8 protein-coding genes are annotated in these 14,852 nt (G+C 62.9%); 2 read left to right on the forward strand and 6 right to left on the reverse strand.

Annotated elements, in window-relative coordinates:
- Nucleotides 1-251: 251 nt before the first annotated feature.
- Entirely contained in the window at nucleotides 252-989 is a 738-nt protein-coding gene (locus tag ACVOKO_RS18770) for a pteridine reductase (protein WP_346500791.1), read from the reverse strand.
- A 54-nt stretch (nucleotides 990-1,043) separates the two neighbouring features.
- On the opposite strand from ACVOKO_RS18770, the gene ACVOKO_RS18775 reads away from it, so the two are divergent.
- Nucleotides 1,044-2,228, forward strand: a complete 1,185-nt coding sequence (locus tag ACVOKO_RS18775; protein ID WP_346500793.1) for a class I SAM-dependent methyltransferase — start codon at nucleotides 1,044-1,046, stop codon at nucleotides 2,226-2,228.
- On the forward strand, nucleotides 2,216-2,611 hold the full coding sequence (locus ACVOKO_RS18780; RefSeq protein ID WP_346500795.1) for a VanZ family protein: 396 nt from the start codon (nucleotides 2,216-2,218) through the stop codon (nucleotides 2,609-2,611). The genes ACVOKO_RS18775 and ACVOKO_RS18780 overlap by 13 nt, the downstream gene beginning before the upstream one ends.
- A 244-nt stretch (nucleotides 2,612-2,855) precedes the next feature.
- Here the strand turns inward: ACVOKO_RS18780 and ACVOKO_RS18785 are convergent, their stop codons facing one another.
- The 5 genes from ACVOKO_RS18785 to ACVOKO_RS18805 form a co-directional block, all read right to left on the reverse strand.
- Nucleotides 2,856-5,207 (reverse strand): beta-N-acetylhexosaminidase, encoded by a 2,352-nt coding sequence (locus ACVOKO_RS18785; protein WP_346500797.1) that lies wholly within the window; start codon nucleotides 5,205-5,207, stop codon nucleotides 2,856-2,858.
- Complete coding sequence (locus ACVOKO_RS18790) at nucleotides 5,204-6,859, reverse strand: outer membrane protein assembly factor BamB family protein (RefSeq protein WP_346500800.1); 1,656 nt, start codon at nucleotides 6,857-6,859, stop codon at nucleotides 5,204-5,206. The genes ACVOKO_RS18785 and ACVOKO_RS18790 overlap by 4 nt, the downstream gene beginning before the upstream one ends.
- Nucleotides 6,860-6,945: 86 nt before the next feature.
- Entirely contained in the window at nucleotides 6,946-9,702 is a 2,757-nt protein-coding gene (locus tag ACVOKO_RS18795) for a TonB-dependent receptor (protein WP_346500802.1), read from the reverse strand.
- Nucleotides 9,703-10,397: 695 nt separating this feature from the next.
- On the reverse strand, nucleotides 10,398-13,238 hold the full coding sequence (locus ACVOKO_RS18800; protein WP_346500804.1) for a TonB-dependent receptor: 2,841 nt from the start codon (nucleotides 13,236-13,238) through the stop codon (nucleotides 10,398-10,400).
- Between the two features lie 52 nt (nucleotides 13,239-13,290).
- Nucleotides 13,291-14,367, reverse strand: a complete 1,077-nt coding sequence (locus tag ACVOKO_RS18805; protein ID WP_430980820.1) for a glucokinase family protein — start codon at nucleotides 14,365-14,367, stop codon at nucleotides 13,291-13,293.
- Between the last annotated feature and the right edge of the window lie 485 nt (nucleotides 14,368-14,852).

Below are 14,852 nucleotides of genomic sequence, written 5' to 3' on the forward strand. Positions count from 1 at the left end.
CGCAAAGCCTCTGCCGAGCATGGCTCGGCACTACAGGCTTTTAGCCCCTCTCCCGCTTGCGGGAGAGGGGTTGGGGTGAGGGCAGCTGTTCGCTGGTTAAGCCCCCTGCCGAGCATGGCTCGGCACTACACGCTTTAGCCCCTCTCCCGCTTGCGGGAGAGGGGTTGGGGTGAGGGCAGCTGTTCGCTGGTTAAGCCCCTGCCGAGCATGGCTCGGCACTACAGGAGAGCGTTGCCGAGCATGGCTCGGCACTACGTCAGCAGGCGGCCGCCGTCCAGGCGCAGGGTCTGGCCGGTGATGTAACCGGCATCGTCCAGCAGCCAGCGCACCGCCGAGGCGATCTCGTGCGGAGTACCGAGACGGTCCAGCGGCGTGCGCTCCATCAGCTTCTGCTTGGCCGCTTCGCTCTTGCCCTGTTCCGGCCACAGGATGGCGCCCGGTGCGATGGCGTTCACCCGCACGTGCGGGGCCATTTCCAGTGCCAGCGAGCGGGTCACCATCTCCAGTGCGGCCTTGGCCGAGCTGTACGCCGGGTGCTCGCGCAGCGGCTGGGTGGCGTGCAGGTCGGTCAGGTTGACGATGGCGCCACGCTGCTTGATCAGGTGCGGTGCGGCGGCCTGCGCCAGAAAAAACGGCGCCCGCGCATTCACCGCGAACAGCTCATCCCATTGCGTCGGCTGTACCTGCCCGAACGGGGTAGGGAAGAAGTTGGAGGCGTTGTTGACCAGCGCATCCAGCCGGCCGAACTGGCTGACCGCCTGCTCCACCAGGTCCGGTAAAGCGTCCACGTCGCGTAGATCCGCCTCCAGCGCCAATACGCTGCCCGGGCGCTCGCTCTCCAGATCGAAGGCCAGTGACTGCAGCTCCTCGCTGGATTGGTGGGCGTGCAGGGCGATGCGGTAGCCATGGGCGTGCAGGTGACGGGCAATGCCGGCGCCGATCCGGCGCGCGCTGCCGGTGACCAGGGCCACCCGTTGGGATTCTGTCATCTGGGATTTCCTTACTCAGCTATCCTGTGCATTGTCCTCGCAAACCACCGCATCATGCATTCCGACCTGCCAACTCCCGATTCAGACGCGCTCGCCCATAGCGACCAGCTGGCCGCGCACCTGCGTGCGGATATCCTTGCCCAAGGCGGTGCGGTGCCTTTCTCGCGCTTCATGGAGCTGGCGCTGTATGCGCCGGGCTGGGGTTATTACAGTGCCGGCGCCAGCAAGTTTGGCGCTGCCGGCGACTTCGTCACCTCGCCGGAAATCGGCGCGCTGTTTGCCGCCACCACCGCCAATGCGGTGGCGCCGGTGCTGAAACAGCTCGGCCCGCAGGCACGCATGCTGGAGCTGGGCGGTGGCAGCGGCGCGTTTGCGGAGATCATGCTCAAGCGCCTGCTGGAACTGGATGCCTTGCCTGAGCGTTACGCCATCCTCGAGCCCAGTGCCGATCTGCGTGAGCGCCAGCGCGAGCGCCTGGAGCGCGCGCTGATTCCGCCGGTGTTCGCGCTGGTGGAGTGGCTGGACCGGCCGTTCGATGACGACTGGGATGGCGTGCTGTTCGCCAACGAGGTGATCGATGCGTTGCCGACACCGCGTTTCCTTGCCGACGAAGGTGAGATCTACGAAGAAACCGTGGAGCTCGATGGCGAAGGCCGCTTCGTGCGTGGCGCGCAGCCAGCCGACCCGTTGTTGCTGGGCGCGGTGCGGCACGTGGAGCGTTATCTGGAGCGTCCGTTCGCGCACGGCTATCGCTCCGAACTGCTACCGCAGCTGCCGTACTGGATCCAGGCGGTGGCCGGTGGCATGCAGCGCGGGGCGATGTTGTTCGTCGACTACGGTTACTCGCGCAGCGAGTTCTACCAGCACGACCGCACTGACGGCACGATGCGCGCGTTCTATCGGCATCGTGTGCACAACGATGTGTACCTGTGGCCGGGCCTGCAGGACATCACTGCCTCGGTGGATTTCACTGCGCTGGCCGAAGCCGGCACCAACGCAGGCTTCGAGCTGGCCGGTTACAGCAACCAGGCCAACTTCCTGCTCGGCAACGGCATCACCGATCTGTTGCTGCAGGCCGAGGAGCGCACCGATGAAATCGGCCAGCTGCGCCTGCGCGATCAGCTCAAGCGGCTGACCTTGCCGACTGAAATGGGCGAGCGCTTCCAGGTGATGGGCTTCAGCCGCGACGTCGACATGTCGGCCGCGTTCCTGCTCGGTGACCTGACGTGGCGGCTGTAAGCACGGCGCTGAAGCCGCTGCGTCATCCGCGTTTCTGGCTGGGCTTGTGGTGTGCGGCGGTGCTGGCGGTGATCGTGGTCTGCCTGATCCCACCACCGCCGTTGGACCTGCCACAGAACAGCGACAAGCTGGAGCACCTGCTGGCGTACTTCATCCTGTCTGCCAGTGCGGTGCAGCTGTTCGGCGGGCGCCGCGCGCTGTGCCGGGTGGCGGTGGGGTTGATAGTGATGGGCGTGGGCATCGAGTGGGCGCAGGGTGCGCTGACCGCCACGCGCATGGCCGACCCGGTGGATGCCTTGGCCAATGCCAGTGGCGTGCTGATCGGTATGCTGACTGCGCTGACGCCGCTGCGGGATGTACTGCTCAGGCTGCAACGACGGTGAGCCGATAGCGCCGGGCCGGCGCTGTGCCACACTGCTTCTGGTTGCGCCTGCAACTTAATTCCTTAGAAAAATCAGCCATTTCCGATGCAATGGCACTTACGCTGGCGGCGCATTGGCTGCTACGTTGGGGTCATCACAGGCGCCGTTATGGCGCCGGTGGTTTTGCAAAGTTGGCGCGGTGCGGGACGTGGGTGGAGAGGACTCACGTACCGCACCGCGCCTTCCCGGGGGTTTTCCCCAAGCCTTACTTCTTCGGCTGCAGACGCACCTGGTCCAGCACCCACATCTGCGGACGGGTATCGCCGCTGAAGGTCATGCACAGATCGGTGATCTGCTCGGCACCCACGCGCAGCGGTGCTTCCAGTTCAATGAAACCGTCCTTGCCCGGTTGCTGCGGCAGCGGCACGGTGGCCAGCACGCGGCCTTCGCAACCCGCCCGCACTTCAAACTCCCCGTACTGGCTCACCGGCTTGCGGAAACCACGCTTGGCTTCCTCCGGGCGCAGCAGGCCGAAGTTGTAGGGGATGCGGCCTGCGCGGACCTGGATGGAGGCGATGTCCTGCAGCTGCGCGTCTTCCCACAACCAGCAGGGGTTGAAGATGCTGACGTCGAAGTTGTCGCGCTCACCGTGCAGCGGGTTGTCGTCGACCAGCCGCAGCAGCAGGCGGCCACCCTGCGGGCACTGCGCCAGGGTCTTGTCGTTGCGGGTCAGCAGCGATTGCGCATCGAAATTCCACTGGCTGGGCTTGTCCGCCACCGGCTTGCCGTTGAAGAACGTCAGCGCGGTCAACACGGTGGGTACCGGCAAGGTCAGCAAGCCGGGATAGGCCGGTGACTGCGCGGTCGGTGTGCTGCCATCGGTGGTGTAGCGGATGTCGCGGTAGCTGAGCGGGTTGGACAGCTCCACCGTGACCTTCTCGGCTGCACGATCGTCCTGGCGCTTCATCGCCACCGACAACGCGGTTTGTCCATAGCCAATACCCAGCGCCTTGTAGCGCTGCAGCTGTGCCGGCAGACGCGCGAGGAAATCGTCGTAGCTCTTGTTCTGCAGCGGCGTCCAGGCGATTTCGGACAGTGCTGCCAGGCGCGGAAACACGTTGTGCTTGAGGTCCTTGCCGTTGCGGGTGTGCTCGGTCCACATATTGGCCTGCACGCCGATCACGTGCTTGCGCTGCGCCGGGGTCAGCTCGGCCGGCACCGGGTCGAATGCGTAGACGCGCTGCATCGAGGTGAACTTGGGGCGGCCTGTCGGTTCTTCCGGCAGATTGGTCTGCAGGAAATCCAGGTACAGGGTATTGCCCGGAGTCATCACCACATCGTGGCCGTGGGTTGCGGCTTCAATGCCGCCTTCGATGCCACGCCAGGACATCACCGTGGCCTGCGGCGGCAAACCACCTTCGATGATCTCGTCCCAGCCGATCAGCTTGCGGTCGTGGTCTTCCAGGTACTTTTCAAGGCGCTTGAGCATATGCGACTGCAATGCTTCCTCGTCCTTCAAGCCCAGCTCACGGATATAGGCCTGCACCTGCGGCGAATCCTGCCACTGGTACTTCACCGCTTCATCGCCGCCGATGTGGATGTACTGGCCGGGGAACATCTCCAGCACTTCGGCCAGGATGTTTTCCAGGAACTGCAGGGTTTCCTCGCGCGGATTGAACAGGTAGGGGTTCACGCCCCAGTTGGCCGATGGCAGGGTCGGACCATCGACCACGCCGTGTTCCGGATAGGCGGCAACTGCGGCCTGCGCATGGCCGGGCACGTCGATCTCGGGGACCACGGTGATGTGGCGCGCAGCGGCATAGGCCACCACATCGCGGATCTGCTCTTGCGTGTAGTAACCGCAATACAGATGCGGCTTGCCGTCAGCACCGACGCCGGCTTCGCCAGCGGCAGAACGGCAGCTGCCAACTTCGGTCAGCTTCGGGTAGCGCTTGATCTCCATGCGCCAGCCCTGGTCATCGGTGAGATGCCAGTGGAAGGTATTGAGCTTGTGCGTGGCCATCGCATCGAGGATCAACTTGATGTCCTCGATGCTCTGGAAATGACGTGCCGAGTCGAGCATGAAACCGCGCCAGTTGAAGCGCGGTGCATCCTCGACCTGCATGGCCGGCAGGGTGATGCTGTTCGCGGGGGCGCCGGCAAGCAGCTGCCACAACGACATCGCGCCGTAGAACAGGCCACGCGCGTCACCGGCTTCCACCAGGACGCCATCGTCATTGATGCGCAGCGAATAGCCTTCCGCCGATGCGTCGGCGTTGGGCTTGGCGAGCCGGAACTGGATTGCACCCTTGGCATTGCCGCTGCTCGTTGCCTGCAGATGCAGCGGCGTGGTGCGTGCCAGCAGCTGGGTGAAATGGGCGGCGACGTCGCCAGCGCCTTCAGCGGCGAGCACGCGGGTGGAGGCGTCCACCACGAAGCGGCCATTGCCAGGCTGCACCGATACCGGTCGCGGAATGATGCTGGCACCGGTTACTTCCACCGGCAGCTGCTGTGCGGGCGCGACAGTGGAAGCGGCCAATGCATGGCCGCTGGCAGAGGCAAGTGCAAGCGACAGCGCAGCATGCAGTGCGTGGGTGGTGAGTCGGTGTCGGGTCATCGTGGATCCTTGTTGTTGAAGGCTGGCATACGACCAGCCGCTGTTGCGTTTGCGGTTGATGTAACGGTTGCTGCAATCCGTGGGGGGAGAGAAATCAGGGTGGGGCGCGGGGCATTGGCCTGCGCGTTGGCGCTGGCGCTGGTGCTGGGGCTGGATTGGATAATCGCATCAAGTGCAAAGCCCATAAGCACGCCTTCGATATCGGCTGCAACAAGCACGTTGCCATGATGGGCAAGTGTGCCGGCGATGCCCCACTGGAAGCCACGCCCCGCTGCCAGCGCATGGGTAGCGAGCAGGCGTCCATCGCGGCGATCAAGTACACCTATGCCTGCGCCGTGATCCAGAAAATAGGGGTGGCCTGCTGCCATGCCGACCACCAGCTGGTCGCCCAGCGCCAGCGGCGTGCCCCAGCTCCAGCCGCCGACATCGGTGCGCCACAGCACGCGGCCGCTGACGATGTCGATGGCGCTTACCTTGCGCAGGTCGGATGAGCCGATGTAGAGCGTGTTGCCATCAAACGAAGGTTCCGATTCGATCCATGACGTCCAGAACTGTGTCATCCACAGCGCGTTGCCGGTGCCTGCATCGATCGCGTGCAGCACGCCGCTGCGGTCATTGCAGAACACGCGGCCGCGATGCACCACCGGCGCTGCGCCCGGGCGCGAGGCAAGACGGTACTGCCATAGTGGAGTGCCAGTGCGCGCATTGAGTGCCTGCACCACGCCTGCTTCGGTGACTGCGAACAACTGATTGCCGTCGCTGGCCAGGCCGTGCTGGATGCGACCAGCAAGCTGCCGTTTCCAACGGCTGGCGCCGGTGCGCATGTCCAGCGCTTGCACGCTGCCGTCGCTGCCGCCGACATAGATATGGCCGTTGCCGAGCAATGGGCGTGGGCCTTGCCATTCCCAGGCCGCCGATTGCGGTTGCGGAGGCTCGCGGCTGCTACGCGCGTCCTGGATCGATGAGCGCCATTGCTCGCGGCCGGTCTTGCGCTCAAGCCTATGCAGGTAGCCACCATCGCTGTTGACGAACACGGCATCGTCGGTGACCAGTGCGGTGGCGTAGATCGGGTAACCCAATGCGCTGCCCCAGCGCAGGCTGCCATCGGCAAGGTCGACGGCAAACAGCGTGCCTGCAGTGGTGCCGATATAGGCAACGCCGTCGGCGATCACCGGCGAGGCAAAAATCTGGCCACCAAGATGTGCCTTCCAGCGCGGGCCGGACAAGGCCTGGGGTGATGTGATGGCTGCGTTTTCAGTCGGCAGCGAGGCGGGTTCGCCGCGTCGCAGGCGCAGGCGTTCGCCGCTGCCCAACAAGGTGCCGGTCAATTCCTTTTCCTGCATCCGCAGCGCCATGTGCAGGGCGCGATGGACCAGGGTGTTGCTGTCGTCCAGATCGGCCTTGCCGTGCAGGGGCAGCGAGCGCAGGTGGGCGATGGGGAGATCGAGTCGCATGTCGTAGCGGCCGTTGGCGTCGGCCTGCAGGTTCAGGCCAATGCTGACCTTCTCGCGCGGGCTGCCGATCTCACCGAGCCAGTAGCCGGAGAGGTCGTCGTCGGCGCGTGCAGCGCGGGCCGGCAGCAACAGCAGGCAGGCCAGTACCGCCAGGAGCGGAAGGTGGCGGTGAAGGAGATTGGCTTTCGGCTGTTCCATGCGGTGATGCCCGATGCGTGCTGGTTGGGTGGCAGGAACCTGGCGGGAGCACGTTCGGCTCCCGCCAGGTGATGTTGCACTACGAATTAAAAGGCGAAACGCAGTGAAGCCATGTAACGACGGCCACTCTTGTAGGCGCCGTTGAGCAGCTTCTCGGTGCCGTAGTAGCTGTGATATTCCTCGTCCAGCAGGTTCATGCCTTCAAGCCCGATGCTGAGGTTGTCGGTGACCTTGTAAGCCACCGATGCATCCAGCGAGCGGTATTCCATCGTCCACACATCGCGTCCGCCGCTGACACGGGTGAAATACTTGTCGCGCCAGTTGTAGGTGATGCGTGCATTCCATTTGTCGTTCTCGAAGAACGGGCTCAGGTTGTATTGATTCTTCGAGTTGAAAGGCAGTGGCTTGCCGTTGCTGGCCTCACCGTCCGAATAGGTGTAGTTGGCGATGATGCCGAAACCTGCACCGATGTTCTGCTGCCAGGCCAGGGAGTAACCCTTGACCTTGGCATCGCCGGCATTCTGCGGACGATCCACCAGGAACACTGCATCACGCAGCTGGTTGATGTTGTAGTGGGTTTCTTCCTGCGAGATGCGCAGCACGTAGTCGCTGACGTCACGGTAGAAGATCGAGGCCGCCAGGATCGCCTCCGGCGCGAAATACCATTCGCCGGAGAAATCCAGATTAGTAGAGCGGTAGGGCTTGAGGTTGGGGTTGCCACCGCCACCGGTCAGCGACTGGTCGGACAGGAACAGGTAGCTGGACACGTCCGCATAGTTGGGGCGGGCCATGGTCTTGGCGGCAGAGAAACGCAGCACCACATCCTCGGCAACGTCATAGACCAGGTTCAGATTAGGCAGGACGTTGCTGTACTTGCTGCTGCGGGTCACGTAGTCATACGAGGCCTCCACCTGTGCGGGTGTCATGCTGCTGCTGGTACAGCCATTCAAGCCGGTGTTGCAGGCATAGGCGCTTGAATCCAGCTTGGTGCTGACATAGCGCAGACCAATGTTGCCGCGCAGGCGCTCGTAGCTGAAATCGGCCTGCACGTAAGCGGCCTGGATGTCTTCCTCGATGGTCCAGGTATTTCGGATGAACTCCGAGTTGCCCTTGGTAGTGGGGATCGGCGCCGTCTGGTACGGCGCAAGCCAGGTGTTGCCACGGATGTAGTCAGCCAGCGCCCAGCCATCGATGGTGAAGCGATTGTTGAGGTCACCATAGCCACTGAAGCCGCTCAGGTAGTTGTCCGGCAGGTCGCGCGGATTGAACATGTTGGCCGTGGCGTCGCCCCAGCCCTGTACCGATGGCAGGGTGACACCACGTTGGATCTGGCCGGTCTCATGGGCGCGCTGCTTGTAGCCGAAGCGCAACAGGTAGACCGGGGAATCCAGCTTGATGCCGAAGTCCACCTGGCCATAGGTTTCCTTGTCCAGGGTGGGTTTTTCAACAAGGTTGCCGCCCCAGCCCGAGCACCAGTTGTTGGTGGTGGCGCAGTTGGTGCTGCCATAACCGCCATCCATGCGGAACAGCTCAGGCGTGGTGAACGGATTGGGGCCGGTGATGTTCAACGTTGCCGGGGTGCCGGGGCCGTTCTGGATCGACCAGTCGTAATCTGCGCTTGCCAGGAACTCGCCGAACACCTGTTCCGGTCCGCCTTCGGCCTTGGTGGAGCCGATGTGGGTGGAGGCAAACCAACGCTCGTCGTTCCAGTCCGCCTTGATGTCGTAGGTTTCCGACTCGATCTTGGCGCGGCGGTTCTGCATGTCGAAGACCATGCGTGCGCCCTTGTGCTTGGCCGCGGTGATCAACCCGTCTTCGATGGTGATGTCGGTCAGCGAGCCAAGGCTGCCGTAGGTGTTGCCCTGCCACGCAAACATGGCCTGGGCCATGTGGTCGAAGTTGGCATCGATCTTGATCGCGTTGAGTTCGACATTCAATTTCTCAACCGGCTTGAACTGCAGCGAAGCGGAATAGGTATTGCGCTTGCGCTCCTGTTCGAAGAAATGCGCGCTGACTGAGCTTGGGCCGACGGCATTGGGATTGTTGCGGATTGCATCGGCGCAGGCATTGACGCAGTTGCCTGTGGCGATGGACCCGGCCGCGCCATCCAGGCCGTCACGGTAGTGCTTGGCCAGCACGGTGCCGAAGGATTCGATGCCATCGCGGCGGATGCTTTCGTTGCTGGATTGGGCCGACAGGATGAAGCCGAAGGTGTCATCCACGTTCTTCCAGCCAAATGCGGCCGAAGCGCTGGGATCGGTCTTTTCGACGCGGTCATTGCGCGAATAGCTCACCCGGCCGGTGATGCTGATCCGCTCGGGCATGTCCAAGGGCTTGCGGGTGGAGACATTCACGGTGCCGCCGATGGAGCCTTCGTCCATGCGCGCTTCCGGCGACTTGAACACTTCCACCTTGCCGACCAGTTCCGGTGCCAGCAGCGAGTAGTTGAAGGTGCGGGTCGGGAAGTCGGACATGTTCCAGTCGCCGGAGGCGATGGACTGGCCGTTGAGCAGGGTGCGGTTCAAGGCCGGGTCGACGCCGAGGATGCTGACGCGCTCGCCCTGGCCGTAGGCACGGTCGATGGTGACGCCGGGGATGATGGTCATCGCCTCGGCGACATTGGTGGCCGGGAACTTGCCTACATCCTCGGCGGTGATCACGTCGACGATGCTGTCCGCATTGCGCTTGGACTCAAGTGACTGCTGCAGGCTGGCGCGGATGCCGGTGACGACGACGCGATCCAGTTCGGTTGCATCCGGTTGCGCTTGCTGCGCGCTGGCCGCAAAGCTGATCGCCAGACAGCTGACGATGGCGGCGGTTAACGGTGACTTGCGGTGTTTCAAAGGTCTCTCTCCCTTTGCTGATGGATGGCCGGCAGTGATGCCGTCCAGTGATTCCCGCATCCCTTCGGGTGTGCGGAGAAACATCGCGGGCGCCGTACCGGCCGGCCGCGTCGAACGCGGTGTCAGGTCAGAACGGGCCGGGTGCAGCAAGGGCCCATTGCGCTCCGCAATGGGCGCGATGGGGAGTGGATCGGATGTACTGCCGGCCTTGCTTGTCCACGTCATGCCTCGATGGGTGGTTGGGGCGGGTGACTACCGTCGTTCAGCTCGGGGTGGAGTGTGCGTGTATTTGTTTTTAATTTGCAAAAATAATTTTCACGAAAAACGGCCGCTTTGAAATCTTTGTTTCAAGGTATTTGCGCTGTTTTTAAAGGATAAATCGCATGAAAAAGAATATCCATTCATTCCGGTTGAAACTTGTTGGTGTTTGTTTCAGGTTGTTTTGAAAATTATGTTTATCTTCAATTCATTGGTAATCCACATTCCGCTTCGCCGCTGTCGGTGCGTGTTGCAGTGCTTTTTCTGTGTCGCTCCCGTTGCCCACCAGTTGATTGCAGCGCTGCGCGTGTGCGCTGATCGGCGTTGCTCCTGCAGTGCCTGTGCGCTGGCCATGGCGGGCAAAAAAAAGCGGGCCTGGAATACCCAAGCCCGCTGGAGAAAAAGACCGCAGAACAATTAAAACGTTTGGCTACGCCTTAGAAGGCAAAGCGCAGCGTGGCCATGTAGCGACGGCCGGTGCGATACAGGCCACGGATGACCTTCTCGGTGTTGGCCACGCCCGGGACTTCCGCGTAGGAGCGGTACTCGCTGTCGAGCAGGTTCATGCCGTCCAGGCCCAGGGTCAGGTTGTCGGTCAGCTTGAGGTTGATGTTGGCATCCAGCGAGTCGTAGTCATCGGTGACCAGGAAGTTGCCGCGATCAGCCTGCGTGTAGTACTTCGAACGCCACGAGTAGGTGACACGTGCGCTCCAGCGCTCGCTCTCGTAGAACGGGCTGAAGTTGACCTGGTTCTTGGAGTTGAACGGCAGGCGGTTGCCGGCGTCAGCCTTGGCATCTGCGTAGGTGTAGTTGGCAAGCAGGCCCAGGCCGTTGTCCAGGCTGGTCTGGAACGCAGCCGAGAAGCCCTGGATCTTCGCGCCACCGGCGTTGTTCGGACGCGAGATGTCGTACACCGTGTCGGCCTGCTGCGACTGGTTGTAATGGGTTTCCTTCTGGGTGGTGACCAGTACGTAGTTGTCGACCTTCTTGTAGAAAGCGGTACCGGCCAGGATGGCGTTCTCGGCGAAGTACCACTCAGCCGAGAAGTCCAGGTTGGTGGATTCGTACGGGTCCAGGTTCGGATTGCCGCCGCCGCCGGTCAGGGTCTGGTCGCCGATCCACAGGTAGCTGGACATGTCGCCGTAGTTCGGGCGCGAGATCACCTTCGCTGCCGAGCCGCGCAGCACCACGCTGTCGTTGAGGTCGTAGGCAACGTTGATGTTGGGCAGGACGTTGTTGTACTTCTTCTTGATGGTGTTGAGCACGTAGCCGTCAGCCGGGCACGGGCTCTTGACCGAGGAGCAGGCATAGCCGGTGCTTTCCGACTCGGTCTGCACCAGGCGCACACCGAAGTTGCCGCGCAGGCGGTCATAGCTGAAATCAGCCTGGACGTAGGCGGCGTTGATGTTTTCCTTCACCGTCCAGGTGTTGGCAGCATAGGACGGATCGCTGAAGGTGCTGGGCGTCGGCATGGTCTGCCACGGTGCCAGCCACTTGCCGCTGTTGATGTAGTCGGCCAGGGCCCAGCCGTCGATCATGAAGCGGTTGCTCAGGTCGCCAACGTTGCCGAAGCCGCTGAGGTAGCTGTCCGGCACTTGCTTCGGGCTGAACTGATCAGCGGTCAGGTCGCCATAGCCCTTGATCGAAGCCAGCGACACACCGGCCATCGACTGCGAGGTTTCATGCTCGCGACGCTTCACGCCAAAACGCAGCTGGTAGATCGGCGAATCCAGGGTGATGCCGAAGTCGGCCTGGACGTACTTTTCCTTGTCCTGGGTCGGCTTGGTGACGATGTTGCCGCCCCAGCCCGCGCCCCAGTTGGTGGCATTGGGCGGATTGGTGTGCCAGCCGCCGGCCGGGCCGCCGCCGTCGAAGCGATAAGCGGACGGATCGGTGAACGGGCTGCCAGCATGGCCCGGCTTCATGTGGTTGGCGACGTCGGTGATCGGATCGGTCTGGTAGCCGTGGAAGTTCAGGCTCGGGGTCTTGCCGGTCAGGTCGTAGCTGTAGTCGGCCTTGTTGAGGAACTCGCCGAATACCTGCTTGCCGGTGCCGCCGCTGGCCTTGGAGGTGCCGGCGTGGGCCGAGGCGAACCAGCGCTCGTCCTTCCAGGTCATCTTCAGGTCGTAGGAATCGGTATCTACCGTGGCCTGGCGGTTGAGCAGGTCATACACGGTCAGTGCGTTGCGGAACGATGCCTTGGTCATCACGCCGCCATCGACGGTGACGTCGGTCATGCTGGCCAGCGAGTTCCATGGATTGCCGTTGAAGGCAAACATGGAGTGGGTCATGTTGTCGTACTTGGCCTTCACATTGAGCGCGTTGAACTCGATGTCCAGCTTGTCGGTGGGCTTGAACTGCAGCGCCACGGACAGGGTGTCGCGCTTGCGCTCCTGTTCGAAGTAGTGCGCGCTGATCGCGTTCGGTGCCACTGCGTTCGGGTTCGCCAGCAGCGTCTGCGCGCAGCTGCCAACGCAGCTCGGCGGCATGGTGGTGGCCGGGTCGGTCGACCAGTCGGTGGTGGTGGTGGTGATCGAGTTCGGCGAGCCGCCCTTGCCGTTGATGTAGTCCTTGCCGCTGACCGTGCCGTAGGACTCGATGCCGTCGCGACGGATGTTCTCGATCGAACGCTGCGCCGAGACGATCACGCCGAAGTTGTCGGCCTGGTTCTTCCAGCCGAACATGGCCGATACCTGCGGATCGCCGGCTTCGACGCGGTCGTTGTACAGATAGCCAACCGCACCGGAAATGGTGGTGCCGCTCAGGTCCAGCGGCTTGCGCGTGGAGACGTTGACGGTACCGCCGATGGAGCCTTCCTCGAGCCATGCTTCCGGCGACTTGTAGACTTCGACCTTGCTCACCAGCTGCGGTGCCAGTAGCGAGTAGTTGAAGGTACGGCCCGGCTGGTCCGAGATGAACCAGTCGGCCGAGGCAATGGTCTGGCCATTGAGCAGGGTGCGGTTCAAAGCGGGGTCGGTACCCAGGATCGAGACCTTTTCGCCCTGGCCGAAGGCCTTGTCGATGGTCACGCCGGGGATGATGGTGATGGCTTCGGCAACGTTGGTGGCCGGGAATTTGCCCACGTCTTCGGCGGTGACCACGTCGACGATGGCGTCCGAGTCACGCTTGGAGTCCAGTGCCTGCTTCAAGCTGGCGCGGATGCCGGTGACAACCACGGTGTCCAGGTCGGTGGCCTGCTTGCCGGCTTCCTGTGCATGCGCCGAGAAGCTCAGGCAGGTGACGATGGCGGCGGATAATACGGACTTGCGGTACCTCATGATGTCTCTCCTCATCATTGATGGATGCCGGCGGACTTGGCCGGATTTTTCTTCAGTGGGAACCCGTGCAGGAGCAGACAGCCCCATGCACCTGCGGTACTGCCGAATTCGACGCGACGGGTTCAATTTCCCTGCGTCCCAGATACCAACTGGCGGCGCCGATGACGCCCAGTTGCCCGTGCTCTACCAGCTTCACGGGAATGCGTTGCAGCGCCTCGCGCATCGGCCCCTTGTTGAGGAAGCGCTCGGCGAAGCTGCTGTTCAAAACGAATTGGCTGATCTTCGGCAGGATGCCGCCAGCCAGGTAGATGCCGCCCTGTGCGCCGTACAGCAGCGCCATGTCACCGATGGTGGAGCCGAGGATCGCGCAGAACAGCTGCAGCGTTTCCACTGCCAGCGGGTCGCTGCCATCGCAGGCGGCGGCGCTGATCGCATCGGGGGAGCGGTGCACCGCGGCGCGGTCGCGGACCACGCACAAGGCGTTGTAAAGATTGAGCAGGCCGGGGCCTGACAGCGCATGTTCAATGGCGACATGGCTGCGCCCCTGCAGCATCTGCTGCAGTACCGCCATTTCCAGTGCGGTGCTGGCGCTGAGTGATGCCTGTCCGGCTTCGGTGGCCAGCACCATCGAGCGCGAACCGTCGGGGATCCACAGTGCGGCGCCCAGGCCGGTGCCGGGGCCGACGATCAGTACAGGGCCTGATGCGGCATCGGCAGGGCCGCTCAGCTGCAGTGACTGGCTGGCATCGATGTGCGCGGCGGCATGTGCCACTGCCTCGAAATCATTGACCAGGTGCACGGCTTCAAAGCCGAGGTCATCGCGGATGCGGTTGCAGGACAGTGGCCACGGCAGGTTGGCGGAAATAACGGTGCCGTCGGGCAGCGCGTAGCCGGCACTGGCAATGGCGCATTCGCGCACTTCGCTGCGGTCGACCGGGAACTGGGCAAGGATCGTGCTCAGGTCCGGGTAGTCGGCGCAGCGGTACTGGCGATAGGCCAGCAGCTGCAGCGGCGCGGCGGGGTGGCTGCCGGGCTGCACTAGACCAATGCGGACATGGGTGCCGCCCACATCGGCGGCCAGCAACGGCGCCGCGGAAGCGGTGGTGGTCAGCTTGGGTGATGGATACAGGCTGGCAACCACGTACGTCCCCTGGGTATGGCGCGACACCTGTATGGCGTTGCGGCATGCGGAGTGTCGGGGCTTGGTGACAACGATGTCAAGACGCATTGCAAAAAATTTTCACGCAATGGTTGAGGCTGAGGATGTCCATATCCCGATGATTTGACGGGCTATTTTGGTTTCGTATGAAATTCAGCGGGGGTGTTTGCTTGGATCTTCTTCGTTTGAACACGGCCTGTGAAATTTTTTGGCATGCCCCAGCCTGTCAACAGCAAGCCCAATGGCCGCGGCATGTGGGAGCGGCGTAAGCCGCGAAGCTGACAGCAATGAAGTTGCGGGGCTCTCGATCCTTGCCTCCAGCCAAGGCCGGCATTCGGACAAAATTGGAAACCAGGCATCTCCTCAGCGGGAGCATCCCCGGCTTCGCGGCTTACGCCGCTCCCACAGGCCTCAACGCCTCTGCAGCGGCATAAGCCAGCCAGCCTTGTGGGAGC

The sequence above is a fragment of the Stenotrophomonas sp. STEN240 genome (genome assembly GCF_056756175.1).

Bases quoted from the DNA above. Each gene is read 5' to 3' on its own strand.
- ACVOKO_RS18775 (WP_346500793.1), top strand. From the start codon at position 1,044: ATGCATTCCGACCTGCCAACTCCCGATTCAGACGCGCTCGCCCATAGC.
- ACVOKO_RS18800 (WP_346500804.1), bottom strand. From the start codon at position 13,238: ATGAGGTACCGCAAGTCCGTATTATCCGCCGCCATCGTCACCTGCCTG.
- ACVOKO_RS18785 (WP_346500797.1), bottom strand. From the start codon at position 5,207: ATGACCCGACACCGACTCACCACCCACGCACTGCATGCTGCGCTGTCG.
- ACVOKO_RS18770 (WP_346500791.1), bottom strand. From the start codon at position 989: ATGACAGAATCCCAACGGGTGGCCCTGGTCACCGGCAGCGCGCGCCGG.
- ACVOKO_RS18790 (WP_346500800.1), bottom strand. From the start codon at position 6,859: ATGGAACAGCCGAAAGCCAATCTCCTTCACCGCCACCTTCCGCTCCTG.